Annotated in this window: 14 protein-coding genes; 8 read left to right on the plus strand and 6 right to left on the minus strand. The window is 66.4% G+C overall.

What is annotated here, in order from left to right; genetic code table 11:
- Window positions 1–6: 6 nt before the first annotated feature.
- Complete coding sequence (locus PV762_RS01495; RefSeq protein WP_421033252.1) at window positions 7–876, plus strand: OmpA family protein; 870 nt, start codon at window positions 7–9, stop codon at window positions 874–876.
- 176 nt (window positions 877–1,052) lie between these two features.
- On the opposite strand, the gene PV762_RS01500 is transcribed toward PV762_RS01495, so the two are convergent.
- A complete protein-coding gene (locus tag PV762_RS01500) occupies window positions 1,053–1,361 on the minus strand; it encodes a cold-shock protein (RefSeq protein WP_421033253.1) in 309 nt (102 codons plus the stop codon).
- A 165-nt stretch (window positions 1,362–1,526) separates the two neighbouring features.
- Here PV762_RS01500 and clpS point away from each other — a divergent pair, with 165 nt between their 5' ends.
- From clpS to PV762_RS01515, 3 genes are all read left to right on the plus strand, one after another.
- Window positions 1,527–1,895: an ATP-dependent Clp protease adapter ClpS gene (gene clpS / locus PV762_RS01505; RefSeq protein WP_088405224.1), complete on the plus strand. Its 369-nt coding sequence runs from the start codon at window positions 1,527–1,529 to the stop codon at window positions 1,893–1,895.
- Window positions 1,892–4,216: an ATP-dependent Clp protease ATP-binding subunit ClpA gene (clpA, locus tag PV762_RS01510; RefSeq protein ID WP_421033254.1), complete on the plus strand. Its 2,325-nt coding sequence runs from the start codon at window positions 1,892–1,894 to the stop codon at window positions 4,214–4,216. The genes clpS and clpA overlap by 4 nt, the downstream gene beginning before the upstream one ends.
- A gap of 198 nt (window positions 4,217–4,414) precedes the next feature.
- Complete coding sequence (locus PV762_RS01515) at window positions 4,415–5,446, plus strand: hypothetical protein (RefSeq protein ID WP_421033255.1); 1,032 nt, start codon at window positions 4,415–4,417, stop codon at window positions 5,444–5,446.
- A gap of 334 nt (window positions 5,447–5,780) precedes the next feature.
- Here PV762_RS01515 and PV762_RS01520 read toward each other — a convergent pair whose 3' ends face one another.
- The 5 genes from PV762_RS01520 to PV762_RS01540 form a co-directional block, all read right to left on the minus strand.
- Window positions 5,781–6,575, minus strand: a complete 795-nt coding sequence (locus PV762_RS01520; RefSeq protein ID WP_421033256.1) for a zinc-dependent peptidase — start codon at window positions 6,573–6,575, stop codon at window positions 5,781–5,783.
- A complete protein-coding gene (locus PV762_RS01525) occupies window positions 6,572–7,360 on the minus strand; it encodes a UDP-2,3-diacylglucosamine diphosphatase (RefSeq protein ID WP_421033257.1) in 789 nt (262 codons plus the stop codon). Before PV762_RS01525 ends, PV762_RS01520 begins: the two co-directional genes overlap by 4 nt.
- 38 nt (window positions 7,361–7,398) lie before the next feature.
- A complete protein-coding gene (locus tag PV762_RS01530; RefSeq protein WP_421033407.1) occupies window positions 7,399–7,893 on the minus strand; it encodes a peptidylprolyl isomerase in 495 nt (164 codons plus the stop codon).
- 21 nt (window positions 7,894–7,914) lie between these two features.
- The gene (locus PV762_RS01535) at window positions 7,915–8,490 is read right to left on the minus strand and encodes a peptidylprolyl isomerase (protein WP_421033258.1); all 576 of its coding nucleotides are present in this window, start codon (window positions 8,488–8,490) and stop codon (window positions 7,915–7,917) included.
- Between the two features lie 92 nt (window positions 8,491–8,582).
- Window positions 8,583–9,116 (minus strand): tetratricopeptide repeat protein, encoded by a 534-nt coding sequence (locus PV762_RS01540; protein ID WP_421033259.1) that lies wholly within the window; start codon window positions 9,114–9,116, stop codon window positions 8,583–8,585.
- Between the two features lie 155 nt (window positions 9,117–9,271).
- Here PV762_RS01540 and cysS point away from each other — a divergent pair, with 155 nt between their 5' ends.
- From cysS to tilS, 4 genes are all read left to right on the plus strand, one after another.
- Window positions 9,272–10,669 (plus strand): cysteine--tRNA ligase, encoded by a 1,398-nt coding sequence (gene cysS, locus PV762_RS01545; RefSeq protein ID WP_421033260.1) that lies wholly within the window; start codon window positions 9,272–9,274, stop codon window positions 10,667–10,669.
- Window positions 10,669–11,322: a DNA-3-methyladenine glycosylase family protein gene (locus tag PV762_RS01550; protein WP_421033261.1), complete on the plus strand. Its 654-nt coding sequence runs from the start codon at window positions 10,669–10,671 to the stop codon at window positions 11,320–11,322. Before cysS ends, PV762_RS01550 begins: the two co-directional genes overlap by 1 nt.
- Before the next feature lie 2 nt (window positions 11,323–11,324).
- Window positions 11,325–12,296, plus strand: coding sequence for an acetyl-CoA carboxylase carboxyltransferase subunit alpha (locus tag PV762_RS01555; RefSeq protein ID WP_421033262.1), 972 nt, complete (start codon window positions 11,325–11,327; stop codon window positions 12,294–12,296).
- Between the two features lie 64 nt (window positions 12,297–12,360).
- Window positions 12,361–13,764, plus strand: coding sequence for a tRNA lysidine(34) synthetase TilS (tilS, locus tag PV762_RS01560; RefSeq protein ID WP_421033263.1), 1,404 nt, complete (start codon window positions 12,361–12,363; stop codon window positions 13,762–13,764).

Raw genomic sequence — 13,764 nt, forward strand, 5'->3', positions numbered from 1 at the left:
GACACCATGAATCGATACTGGAACATCGCAGGCGGACTCACGGCCCTGGCGCTGGCCGCCTGCTCGTCGGTCCCTCTGCCCAATGCCGGCCTGGACGCCGCCAAGCGTGACTACGCGCAGGCCACCAGCGATCCGAATACGAGCCGCTACGCCTCCGCTGAACTCTCGAAGGCCAAGGAATCGTTGGACCGCGCCGACTTCGCCTGGCGGGAACGCAAGGACCCGTCCGAAGTGGACAGCGCCGCCACGGTCGCCTCGCAGCGCGCCCAGACGGCGATCAACCTGGGCGCGGCGCGCGCCGCCGACGCGAAGGTCGAGCAGGCCGGCCTCGAGCGCGAGCGTCTGCGCGCGGAAGTCCGTACCCGTCAGGCCCAGGTTGCGCAGGGCCAGGCGCAGGTCGCTCAAGGGCAGGCCGCGGCCGCCGAAGCCGCGGCGATCGCCGCCTCCGAGCGCGCCAACCGTCTGCAGCGCGAGCTCGCGGAAATCCAGGCCAAGCCGACCCCGCAGGGCCTCGTCGTCATGCTGCAGGACGTGCTGTTCGACACCAGCAAGGCCACCCTGAAGGAGGGCGCCTTCAGCCGCCTGGACACCTTGTCCTCGGCGCTGCGCAACCATCCGGAACGCCGCATCCTCATCGAGGGCTTCACCGACAGTACCGGCAACGCGCAGAGCAACGTCGCCCTGTCGCGAGCCCGCGCGGAGTCGGTGCGCGATGCGCTGGTGAAGCGAGGCGTCGACGCCGGGCGGATCGACGTCCGTGGCAACGGCGAGGCGCGTCCCGTGGCCTCCAACGACAACGCCGCTGGCCGTCAGCAGAACCGTCGCGTGGAGATCGTTTTCTCGGACGAGCGCGGCGCGTTTGCCGGGGGACGTTGATATCGGTAGGTCGACAAGGGGAATCGGGCACTCCCGCGTCCGATTCCCCGGCGGATTCCTTGCCCGATCCCGGGTCGATGTTTCCTTCTGACCACAGGGCGCCCGTTGCCTACCGGAATGCAGAAAGCCCGCTTGCGCGGGCTTTCCTGCGTGCGGGTCGGATCAGCCGACCGGATTCAGGCCGCGGCCGCCTGCTGCCCGACGTGGGCTTCCGCCAACATCGGCATGCCGATGGGCGCGTCCAGCGGCGCGTCCGAGGCGTCGCCGCCCTCCAGCGGACGGATGTTCTGCGCCAGTTGCCCCTTGGGGCCCTGCACCAGCTCGTAGCTCACCTTGCCGCCCTGCTTGAGCGTCCGGAAGCCGTCCATCTGAATGGCTGAGAAGTGCGCGAAAACGTCGCCCCCGCCCTGTTCGGGTTCAATAAAGCCAAACCCTTTGGCATCGTTGAACCACTTGACCGTGCCTGTTGCCATGTTCTTCTCCATCCCGGTGTCTTTCTCGCACCGGGGCGGATTCTCAAATCCGTGTCAAGCCAGTGTCAATTGAGGAACTCCCCGGGGTCAGGAGGCGCGAAGGTGACAAACTCGGGGCATTGACAGGCTGAAGCCTGTCCCCATGTAGGGTGCTCCCGCTGTTTATAGAATCGGTTCATGCCATTGTTTGCCCAACAGCCCCCACCCGCGGGACCCCCGCCCGGCCCTCAGCCGCCGGGTCCGGAGGACGGTGGGAATTCCACCACGCTGGAGCGTGTCGCTCAGAAGACGGAGCCGCCGCGCCTTTACCAGGTGCTGATGCTCAACGATGACTTCACACCGATGGAGTTTGTGGTGATGGTCTTGCAGGAGTACTTCCGCCATGACCTGGATACGGCCACCCAGATCATGTTGAAGATCCATCACGACGGTCGCGGGGTCTGCGGTGTTTTCACCAAGGACGTCGCGGCCACCAAGGTCGAAATGGTGCTGGCGGCCGCACGGCGCGCCGGTCACCCCCTGCAGTGCATTATGGAGGCCGCATGATTGCGCAAGAGCTTGAAGTCAGCCTGCACATGGCGTTTGTCGAAGCGCGCCAGCAGCGCCACGAGTTCATCACCGTGGAACACCTGCTGATGGCGCTGCTGGACAACCCGTCCGCGGCGGAGGTGCTGCGCGCATGCGCGGCGAACATTGAGGACCTGCGCAAGTCGCTTGCGCAGTTCATCAAGGAGAACACGCCGACCGTGGGGGGCACCGACGAGGTGGACACCCAACCCACGCTCGGTTTCCAGCGCGTGATCCAGCGCGCGATCATGCACGTCCAGTCGACCGGCAACGGCAAGAAGGAAGTGACCGGCGCCAACGTGCTGGTCGCGATCTTCGGCGAGAAGGACTCCCACGCCGTCTACTACCTGCACCAGCAGGGCGTGACGCGTCTGGACGTCGTCAACTTCATCGCCCACGGCATCAAGAAGAGCGAGCCGCCCGAGCCTCCCAAGGGCCCGGAAGGCAACGGTGCCGAATCCGAGCGCGAAGAGGGCGAGGGCGGTCAGGGCCAGGGCGGCGGCAAGGGCAGCCCGCTGGAGCAGTTCACCCAGAACCTCAACCAGCTCGCCCGCGACGGCAAGATCGATCCGCTGATCGGTCGCGAGCTCGAGGTCGAGCGCGTGGTGCAGATCCTGTGCCGCCGCCGCAAGAACAACCCGCTGCTGGTCGGCGAGGCCGGCGTGGGCAAGACGGCGATCGCCGAGGGCCTGGCCTGGCGCATCACCGAGGGCCAGGTGCCCGACGTGCTGGCCGAAGCGGTGGTGTATTCGCTGGACATGGGCGCGCTGCTGGCGGGCACCAAGTACCGCGGCGACTTCGAGCAGCGCCTCAAGGCGGTGATCAAGCAGCTGAAGGACCAGCCCGGCGCGATCCTCTTCATCGACGAGATCCACACCCTGATCGGCGCCGGCGCGGCGTCGGGCGGCACGCTGGACGCGAGCAACCTGCTCAAGCCGGCGCTGTCCTCGGGTCAGTTGAAGTGCATCGGCGCGACGACCTTCAGCGAGTACCGCGGCATCTTCGAGAAGGACGCGGCGCTGTCGCGGCGCTTCCAGAAGGTCGACGTGGTCGAGCCCACCATCGACCAGACTGTCGAGATCCTCAAGGGATTGAAGTCCCGCTTCGAGGAGCACCACAGCGTCAAGTACGCGCTGACCGCGCTGCAGGCGGCGGCGGAGCTCTCGGCCAAGTACATCAATGACCGTCACCTGCCCGACAAGGCGATCGACGTCATCGACGAGGCCGGCGCGGCTCAACGCGTGCTGCCCAAGAGCAAGCAGAAGAAGACGATCACCCGCGCGGAGGTCGAGGACATCGTCGCCAAGATCGCGCGCATTCCGCCGGCCTCGGTGTCGACGGACGATCGCGGCAAGCTCAAGAGCCTGGACCGCGACCTGAAGAGCGTGGTCTTCGGCCAGGATCCGTCCATCGACGCGCTGGCCGCGGCCATCAAGATGGCGCGTTCGGGCCTGGGCAAGCCGGACAAGCCGATCGGCTCCTTCCTGTTCAGCGGCCCGACGGGCGTGGGCAAGACGGAAGTCGCCAAGCAGCTGGCCTACATCCTGGGCATCGAGCTGATCCGCTTCGACATGTCCGAGTACATGGAGCGGCACGCCGTCAGCCGCCTGATCGGTGCGCCTCCGGGCTACGTCGGTTTCGACCAGGGCGGTCTGCTGACCGAGGCGATCACCAAGAAGCCGCACGCGGTGCTGCTGCTCGACGAGATCGAGAAGGCGCATCCGGACGTCTTCAACGTGCTGCTGCAGGTCATGGATCACGGCACCTTGACCGACAACAACGGACGCAAGGCCGACTTCCGCAACGTGATCATCATCATGACCACGAACGCGGGTGCGGAGGCGATGAACAAGTCGACGATCGGTTTCACGACCAAGCGCGAGCAGGGCGACGAGATGGCCGACATCAAGCGCCTGTTCACGCCGGAGTTCCGCAACCGCCTGGACGCGATCGTCAACTTCGGTGCGCTGAACGAGGACATCATCCTGCGGGTGGTGGACAAGTTCCTGCTGCAGCTCGAAAGCCAGCTGGCCGAGAAGAAGGTCGAGGTTACCTTCAGCGACGCGCTGCGCAAGCACCTCGCCGCCAAGGGCTTCGATCCGTTGATGGGTGCGCGTCCGATGCAGCGCCTGATCCAGGACACCATCCGTCGCGCCCTGGCGGACGAACTCCTGTTCGGTCGCCTGGTCGACGGTGGTCGCCTCAGCGTGGATGTCGACGACAAGGGCGAAGTCCAGTTGGACATCACGCCCAACAAGAAGGACAACAAGCCCAAGTCCGAGCCGGCCACCGCCGATTGACCTTCAGCAACGCCTGACCCCAAAGCCCGCTCACGCGGGCTTTTTCGTTGTGAACTCTGTGCCTGACTAAAGCTGGCCAAGGTCGTCTCCCGACCTGGTAGGTCAATCTCCTGCGGCTGGTTGGTCCGTAGCCCCCCGCACATCCGCAGTTACAGCGCTCAGGCACCTGCGCTAAGCTGACGGTTTCAGGGAGAGCCGATGAGCACACAAAAGAGATTGCCAGAGCTTGTAGTGCGCAACGAAGCAGAGGCGTATGCGCTGTTGGAGAAGGCGCTGAACGGGAAGGTCGAACCGTGGTCGGCCTTGCGACTTGAAGGTTGGCCGCATCTCACCATATATCTGAAAGGCGAGAAGTTCGAGCAGACCATCACGCCCACGGTGATGAAGTCGCTTCTCGAGTACCAGCGGCTCGTCTACCGCGCGTATGCCTCGGCTAAGTACGACAACGAATCTAAGCGCCTAACAGACGCGGAGAAAGAAGCGTTGGAGATACGCGTGAAGGTGGAAGGCGGATCCACGAAGCTGGATCTGGACGTCAACGCCCTAGCGATCGAATTTGTAAAGCAGATGGGAGCGAAGATGGACTCGACCCACATCCTCATCGTCCTGCTGACCTTCCTGGCTCTGTATTTCGGAACGTCTTCGCTCAAGACTTTCCTGGACAACCGCAGGGAGGTCCGCCTTAAGGAGCTGACAGACGACACTCAGCGTCAAACTCTTGAGGTCTTGAAGTTCAGCTCGGCGCAAGAGACTAAGCGTACAGAGCTGCTCACGCAGGCTATCTCGGAACTGCCTTCCAAACTGAAGGCCGTTGAGGAGCTGTCGCAAGACGCAAAAGTAGAACTGGTTAAGGCTGTCAGCGAGGCTGACACGGCCAAAATCGGATCGGTGCCCATGGATGGGCGCACTGCAATGACGCTCGTCCAGAACGCCCGTCGAACCTCTGACGAAGTGCGGCTCGACGGAAGGTATCGACTCCTTAAGCTGGATTGGTCCGATGCGTCGCGGTTCCGCGTGAAGGTTTACAACATCGTGACTGGTGTCGAGTTGGATGCCGAAGTGCAGGATGACACGCTGACCGGTAACTATCGCAAGCTGCTTCAAGACGCCGAGTGGAGCCGTAGCCCAGTGCTCTTGCAGATCAATGCACGTCAGGTGGGCCAAGAATTCCGGGGCGCCGTTATTCTGAAAGTGGAACCGGATTCATCACCTACCTCGCGCAGGAACTGAATCGCCCAGCTTGTTATTGGTTTCACGGAGGGTACGTAAGCCCCTCCCCGCACTCCTATAGCAGCAAGATCAGGATGGTGGTGATTGCCGCGACCGAGAAGGTCACATTGATCTTCAACTTCCCGTACTGCAATGTCAGCGTGGAGATGGTGTGAGCCCTGTTTACGCTGGTAGCGCTGCCAACTTGTCGAAGGTTGGCGGTCTTGTATTCGCGCCTCGTGCCGGGTGCTGGTCTCCGGCATAGCTAGTGGACTCGGGCGATTCAATTCGACTCCCAGCTGGCAGGCGAAGGAGGGAGACGGAGGAGACGGGGCCCGGGCTCGCCCGATGGTGCTCAGTCGTCGCGTGCCGGGTCTTGCCTGAAGAACCCGGCGAGGAGCCGGTACAACCGCGGTTGCTCGGCGAGGAGCTCGCGCGGCGCGACGAAGAAGGCTTCGACGGCGACCGCAAAGAACTCCTCGGGGGCTTCCGCGCCGTAGGGATCGATCAGCGTCGCGACGCCTGCGTCGACCTGGTCGCAGAACCAGTGCCACTCGGCTTCCATCGTGGCGCCCCATTGCAGGCGCAGTGCGGGATCGTCGATCGTCGGCGCGCCATCGGGTTCGCCGTCGCGCATGTCCAGCACGTGGGCGAATTCGTGGATCACGACGTTGTAGACCGAGTCGTGGCCTTCGACGCGGTCGACGGCTTCGGGCGTGATCTCGCTCCAGGCGAGCATCAGCGGTCCGCCTTCCATCGCTTCGCCGGCGAGCGTCTCGTCGTATTGGTGGACGACCCCGTCCTCGTCCATCGTCTCGCGCGCGGCGACGACCTCGCCCTCGTGCATGACGATGCCGACGAACCCGTCGTACCAGTCGAGCCCCAGGCGCAGCACCGGCAGGCAGGCCTGCGCGGCGACGGCTACCGCGACTTCGTCGGTGACCTTGAAGCCGTTGACGCCGTGGAACTCCTTCGCCGACAGGAACAGTGAACACAGTCTGCGCAGCTCGGCGCGATCGGCCTCGCTGCGGCGGGCGATGAAGGGGTACTGCGTGAGCGTGAGCTCCCACAGCGGATCGGGGATCGCGAACTGGTCGAGCAGTTTGCGCTCGCGATGCGCGCGCCAGCGTTGCAGCAGGTCGCCGATCATGTGCCGAGGGCGACCTCGGTCGCCGAGGTCATCGGGGCGATGCGCCGCAGGCCGTCGAGATCGAGCACCAGCACGTCGCCGCGGCCCGGGCCGTGGTCGTAGTCCCAGTCGGACAGCACGGCGCGCGTGAGCCCGTTGCCGAGGTCGTGCACCGCCGGCCGGTGCGTGTGGCCGTGGATCAGCGTGTCGCAGCCTGACGCGCCCAGCCATGAGCGCGCCGCGTCGTCGTCGACGTCTGCCCACGTGGACGGATCGGTCTGATGCATGCGGCTCTTCGCGCGCAGGTGCCGGGCGAGTGCACGTCGCGCGAACAGCGGCATCGCCCGCAATGCCGCGAGCACCTCAGGCCGGCGAACGATCGCGCGCGCCTTCAGGTAGCCCACATCGCCGAGACAGAGCTGATCGCCATGGCTCAGCAGCCACGAACGTCCGAAGGCATCGAGCCGTGTCGGATCGTCGAGCAGCCGCATGCCGGCGTCCGACGCCATCGCCTCGCCGAGCGCGAAGTCGCGGTTGCCGTGCATGAAGAAGAGGGTCTTGCGCGAAGCGGTCTCGCGCAGCACGTCGAGCGCGAACTGCTCGAAGGTGCCGGCCTGCCAGCGCGCGTCGTCGCCGATCCAGGCCTCGAAGATGTCGCCGAGCAGGAAGACCGCGTCGGCCGGCGTTGCCGCCAGGTGGGCGCGGAATCGCGCCAGCGTCGCCGGCATGTCCGGCGACAGGTGCAGGTCGGAGAGCAGGTCGATCCGCCGCCAGCCTGCCGCCGCCCGCAGCGGTGCCAGGGGCACCACCGCACGGGGCAGGGGGAAGGCAGCGGATCCGGGACTCACTCGACCGCGACAGCGCGCTCGATGATCACCGGATCGACCGGCACGTCGTCATGGAAGCCCGAGCGGCTGGTCTTGACCTTCTCGATCTTGTCCACGACGTCCTGGCCGCCGACGACCTTGCCGAACACCGCATAGCCCCAGCCCGACGGGCTTTCGCTCTTGAAGTTCAGGAAGTCGTTGTCGACCGTGTTGATGAAGAACTGCGCGCTGGCCGAATGGGGCGCGTTCGTGCGCGCCATCGCCAGCGTGTACTTGTCGTTCTTCAGGCCGTTGTTGGCCTCGTTCTGGATCGGCGCGTCGGCCGGCTTCTGCTTCATGCCTTCCTCGAAACCACCGCCCTGGGCCATGAAGCCCTTGATGACGCGGTGGAAGATGGTGCCGTCGTAGTGGCCCTTGGCGACGTAGGCCAGAAAGTTCTCGACGCTCTTGGGGGCCTTCGCGTCGTCCAGCTCCACAGTGATCAGGCCGTGGTTGGTGTGCAGTTCAACAATCTTGGTCATGGCTTCAACTCCTTATTTCTCGACGGTGGCCTTGTTGATCAAGACCGGGGTGTTGGGCAGGTTCTGGAAAGCGGGGTTCTTCGGCGACGGCGCGTTGGGCACCGCGCGGATCTTGTCGACCACCTCCATGCCCTCGCTGACGTAGCCGAACACGGCATAACCGCGTCCGTCGGACGCGTAGCCCGGATCGAGCGCCGGGTTGTCCACGGTGTTGATGAAGAACTGCGAGGTCGCCGAGTTCGGATCGTTGGTCCGTGCCATGGCGATCGAACCGCGGATGTTCATCAGGCCGTTGCCGGCTTCCAGCGGGATCGGCGGGCGCGTCGGGCGCTGCTTCAGGTCGGCGGTGTAGCCGCCCGTCTGGATCATGAAGTCGCCGATGACGCGATGGAAGATCACGCCGTTGTAGTGGCCGGCCTTCACGTAGGTCAGGAAGTTGGCGACCGTCTTGGGCGCCTTCTCGGCGTCCAGCTTGATCACGATGTCGCCGGCGGTGGTGTTCAGCCGGACCGTCTGGGCCTGGACGAACGAGGCCGCGAGGCCCAGCACGGCGGCGCCGGCGGCGAGCAGGAGTTTGGAGGTCCGCATGGTCGGAGGTGTCTGTGTGGGGAGCGTTGAGGGAAGGGCGGGGTGCGTTGACGGCCTGGCACGACGGCGCACCGTCGGTGCGCCGTCCGCGATCATCGCGCCTGCACGCCCTTGGCGTTGTTGAACGCTGTGACGCGTTGCAACTTGACCTTCAGCGCGGTGTCGTCGCCGAGCGCCTGCTTCAACGCGCGTTCGTAGGACTGCTGGGCCAGGCGCATCAGCACGTCGCCCATGTTCTCCTGGGCCTGCGCGTGGTCGGGCTGCAGGTCCAGGGCGCGGGTCAGCGACTGGCGCGCGGCTTCGTACTCGCCGCGCGCGGCGTGGATGACGGCCAGGTTGTTGTACGGATCGGCCAGGTCGGGGAAATCCTCGGTCAGGCCGGTGAAGAGGGTGCGGGCGCGCTCGAGCTGCTGCTGTTCGAGCAGCATCGTGCCCAGCGAGAACCGCAGGCGCGGATCGTCCGGGGTGGCCTTGAGGCCGGTCTCGGCGACCTGGATCGCCTGGTCGCGCTTGCCGGCGGCCCACAACGCCTGCGCGTCGTCGAGCGGCGCGGCGTGCGCCAGGGTCGCGCCGGTCATCGCGAGGGCGACGCAGCAGAGGCGGATCAGGAGGGGGAGTCTTGGCATGGGGTCGGACCGCTATACTGCCGGGCATTCTAGAGCGAGCTTTCGTCTCACGCTCGCCTCCCCCTTGCCTCACGGCCGGCTCTCCGGCCCACCCGCACCGCACCTTCGAATGCGCCGAACCCCGCGACCCGTCGCCGGTGCGGCGCGTCCCCCGTATGTCCTCCTTGCGCATCTACAACACGCTGGACCGCCAGCTCCAGGATTTCCAACCGATCGAGCCGGGCAAGGTCCGCATGTACGTCTGCGGCATCACGGTCTACGACCTGTGCCACATGGGCCATGCGCGCATGAACATCGCGTTCGACGTCGTCTACCGCTGGCTGAGGGCCAGCGGCTTCGACGTCACGTATGTCCGCAACATCACCGACATCGACGACAAGATCATCCGTCGCGCGCGCGAGCGCGGCATCACGATCGGCCAGCTCACCAGCGACACCATCGCCGCGATGCATCGCGACTTCGACGCGCTGGGCATCGCCAAGCCGACGCATGAGCCGCGCGCCACCGAGTACGTCCCGCAGATGCTGGACATCATCGGCAAGCTGGAGACCAAGGGCCTGGCGTATCAGGCCGACGGCGGCGGCGACGTGAACTACGCGGTGCGCAGGTTCGACGGCTACGGCAAGCTCAGCGGCAAGTCGCCGGACCAGCTGCGGGCTGGCGAACGCGTGGCGGTCGACGACGGCAAGCGCGATCCGCTGGACTTCGTGCTCTGGAAGTCGGCCAAGGCCGAGGAGCCGGTCGAGGCCAAGTGGGCCAGCCCCTGGGGCGAAGGCCGCCCGGGCTGGCACATCGAGTGCTCGGCCATGAGCTGCGCGCTGCTGGGCGAACGCTTCGACATTCACGGCGGCGGCATGGACCTCCAGTTCCCGCACCATGAGAACGAGATCGCGCAGAGCGAAGGCGCCTTCGGCCACTTCGTCAACTACTGGCTGCACAACGGCTTCCTGAACATCGACGGCGAGAAGATGTCCAAGAGCCTGGGCAACTTCTTCACCATCCAGGAAGTGCTGGAGAAGTTCGACGGCGAATCGATCCGCTTCTTCATGTTGCGCACGCAGTACCGCAGCCCGTTCAACTTCAGCGACGTCAGCCTGGACGATGCGCGCACGGCGCTGCGCCGGCTGTACACCGCGCTGGACGCGGTGGCGCCGGCGGACGTGACGATCGACTGGACGTCGGGCCCCGCCGCGGCGTTCAAGGCCGCGATGGACGACGACTTCAACACGCCGGGCGCGCTGGCTGTGCTGTTCGAACTCGCGAACCAGGTCAACCGCGACCGGTCCGCGCAGGACGCCGGCCTGCTGAAGGCCCTGGGCGGCGTGCTGGGCGTGCTGCAGCAGGCGCCCAAGACCTTCCTGCAGGCGGGCGCGGGCCTGGACCAGGCCGCGATCGAAGCCCAGATCGCCGCGCGCGCCGCGGCGAAGGCCGGTCGCGATTTCGCCGAGGCCGACCGCATCCGCAAGTCGCTTGCCGAACAGGGCATCGAATTGAAGGATTCGCCGACCGGCACGACCTGGGTCCGCGCGGCCAAGCCGGGAGAGCAGGCCTGATGGCGCGTGTGGCGACTGCCGGGGTGACCCCGGACTATTGGGACGAAGCCTGCAGACACCTGGTCAAGCGCGACCGGGTGATGAAGAAGCTGATCCCGCAATTCGGCGAAGCGCGGCTGCAGAGCCGCGGCGACGCGTTCACGACGCTGGCGCGTTCGATCGTCGGACAGCAGATCTCGGTGAAGGCGGCACAGGGCGTGTGGGACAAGTTCGCCGAGCTGATTTCGGGGCCGTCCAACCGCATCAAGCCGACCGAGGTGCTCGCGCTGGACAAGGCGGTCCTGCGCGGCGTCGGCCTGTCGCTGCGCAAGGTGGAGTACCTCAGCGACCTCGCGCAGCATTTCGAAACGGGCCAGGTCCATGTGCGTCAATGGGCGCAGATGGAAGACGAAGCCATCATCGACGAGCTGGTCGCCATCCGCGGTATCGGCCGCTGGACGGCCGAGATGTTCCTGATCTTCCATCTGATGCGGCCGAACGTGCTGCCGCTGGATGACGTAGGATTGTTGAAGGGCATCGGCCAGCACTACTTCAGCGACGAGCCCGTCTCCCGCGCTGAAGCCCGCGAACTGGGCGAAGGCTGGGCGCCGTACCGCTCCGTCGCCACTTGGTATATTTGGCGCAGCCTGGATCCGCTACCCGTGGATTACTGAGAATGAGCAAGAAACACTTCCTCGAATTCGAGCAGCCGATCGCCGAGCTCGAAAGCAAGATCGACGAGCTCCGCTACGTGCAGAGCGAGTCCGCGGTGGACATCTCGGAAGAGATCGACCGCCTCGGCAAGAAGAGCCTGCAGCTCACGAAGGACATCTATTCGAATGTCCTGCCGTGGCAGGTCTATCAGGTCGCGCGCCATCCGCAACGCCCGCAGACGCTGGACTACTGCAGCGAAGTCTTCACCGAGTTCGAAGAACTGCATGGCGACCGCCACTTCGCGGACGACGCCGCGATCGTCGGCGGCCTCGCGCGCTTCAACGGCCAGGCCTGCATGGTCATCGGCCACCAGCGCGGCTCGGACGCGAAGGAGCGCACGCTGCGCAACTTCGGCATGCCGCGCCCCGAGGGTTACCGCAAGGCGCTGCGCTTGCTGAAGCTGGCCGAGAAGTTCGGCCTGCCGGTGTTCACCTTCATCGACACGATGGGCGCGTACCCCGGCATCGGCGCCGAGGAACGCAGCCAGTCGGAAGCCATCGGCCGCAACATCTTCGAGATGGCGCAGCTGGAAGTGCCCATCATCGCGACGGTCATCGGCGAAGGCGGCTCCGGCGGCGCGCTGGCGATCGGCGTGGCCGACCAGGTGCTGATGCTGCAGTTCTCGGCCTATTCGGTGATCTCGCCGGAAGGCTGCGCGTCCATCCTGTGGAAGACCGCGGCGCGTGCGCCTGAAGCCGCCGAGGCGCTGGGCATCACCGCGCACCGCCTGAAGGCGCTGGGCCTGATCGACAAGATCGTCAGCGAGCCGGTCGGCGGCGCGCACCGCGATCCGAAGCAGATGGCGTCCAGCCTGAAGCGTGCGCTCGGCGATGCGCTCCGCCAGGTCTCCGACCTGAAGACCAAGGAACTGCTGGACCGCCGCTACGAGCGCCTCCAGGCCTATGGTCGATTCAGCGACACCAAGAGCCGCTGACCTGCGCTCCGGCGCCGGCGCCGAAGCCGGTGCTCCTGCCGGCTCTGACGACAGCCTCCGCCGCGTGATTGCGGTCGCCGCCAGCGGCGGTCGCGATTCGACGGCGCTCCTCCACGCCACCGCTGTTGCTGCCCGTCCGCTCGGGCTGCACGTGGTGGCGTTGCACATCCATCATGGACTGAGCGAGCACGCCGACGCGTGGCTGGCGCATCTTCAGGCGCAGGTCGACGGTTGGGCTGCGGAAGGTCTGCCGGTGTCGCTCGTGCATGAGCGGCTGGCCGGCGCGCCCGGACCCGGCGACAGCATCGAGGCCTGGGCCCGCGCCGGACGACATCGGGCATTGCAACGCCTGACCCTCGCGGCCGGCGCCGACCTGCTGCTGCTGGCGCACCATCGGCGCGACCAGGCCGAAACCTTCCTGCTGCAGGCCCTGCGCGGCGCCGGCGTGGCGGGCCTGTCCGCGATGCCGCGCACGCAGTGGCGCGACGGCGTCTGCTGGGCCCGCCCGTGGCTGGACCGTCGCCGCGAATCCATCGAGGCCTACGTCGCCGAACACGGCCTGCGCTTCATCGAGGACGACAGCAACGGCGACGCGCGATTCGCCCGCAATCGACTCCGTCTGGAGGCTTGGCCCGCGCTCACCGCGGAGGCTCCCGGTGCGGAGGCGGCACTGGCGCAGGCCGCCGCGTGGGCGCAGGAAGCGGCCGAACTCCAGCGTGAGATCGCCGAGGAAGACCTGGCCCGTTGGTCCGATCACGAGGCGGGTGCCGACGGTTTGTCTCAAGCCCTGTTGGTCGAACTCAGCGCCGCGCGCGCATCGAATGCGTTGCGCGCGTGGTTGCATCGTGCGACCGGCCGGACCGCGCCCGCGACGCTGATCCGACGCGTGATGACGGAAGGGGCGGCAGCGACCGTCGCGCGCTGGCCGCTGGGCGACACCGAACTGCACCTCTACCGCGGCCGGTTCTTCGTGCAGGCGACGCCGCAGGTGAGACGTCCCGCGCGCGCCGAGGCGCTGCCCGCGTCGTTGCTCGGCCTCGGCGCCGCGGCCGCCCTGGCCAACGCGGCGGCATCGACGATGCGCATGGATCTCAGCCGTCCCGGACGCCATCCGGTGACCTCATGGGGCGGTGCGTTCCATGTCGAACCCGTGACCACGGGGGGCGTTGCGCTTTCTGCGCTCAGCAATGTCGAGTTGCGCCCGCGCGAAGGCGGCGAGCAGTTCCAGGCCCACGCCAGAGGCATGGCGCGGGCGCTCCGCAAATGCTGGCAGACCGCCGGAATCCCCGCTGTCCAGAGGGAAGGGCCGCTGATCCATGTCGACGGACGGCTGCTATTCGCGCCCGGTCTGGGCATCGACGCGCGGTGGGTGGCGCCAGCGGGTGAAGCACAAATGGCGCTGCGATGGGTGCCGGAGGCATGCGGATCCCGCATGGGGAGCGACGTTGCGGGCAAGGGCGCGTCTTAG

It is taken from the genome of Mitsuaria sp. CC2 (assembly GCF_048957715.1).
Lineage (GTDB): Bacteria > Pseudomonadota > Gammaproteobacteria > Burkholderiales > Burkholderiaceae_C > Roseateles.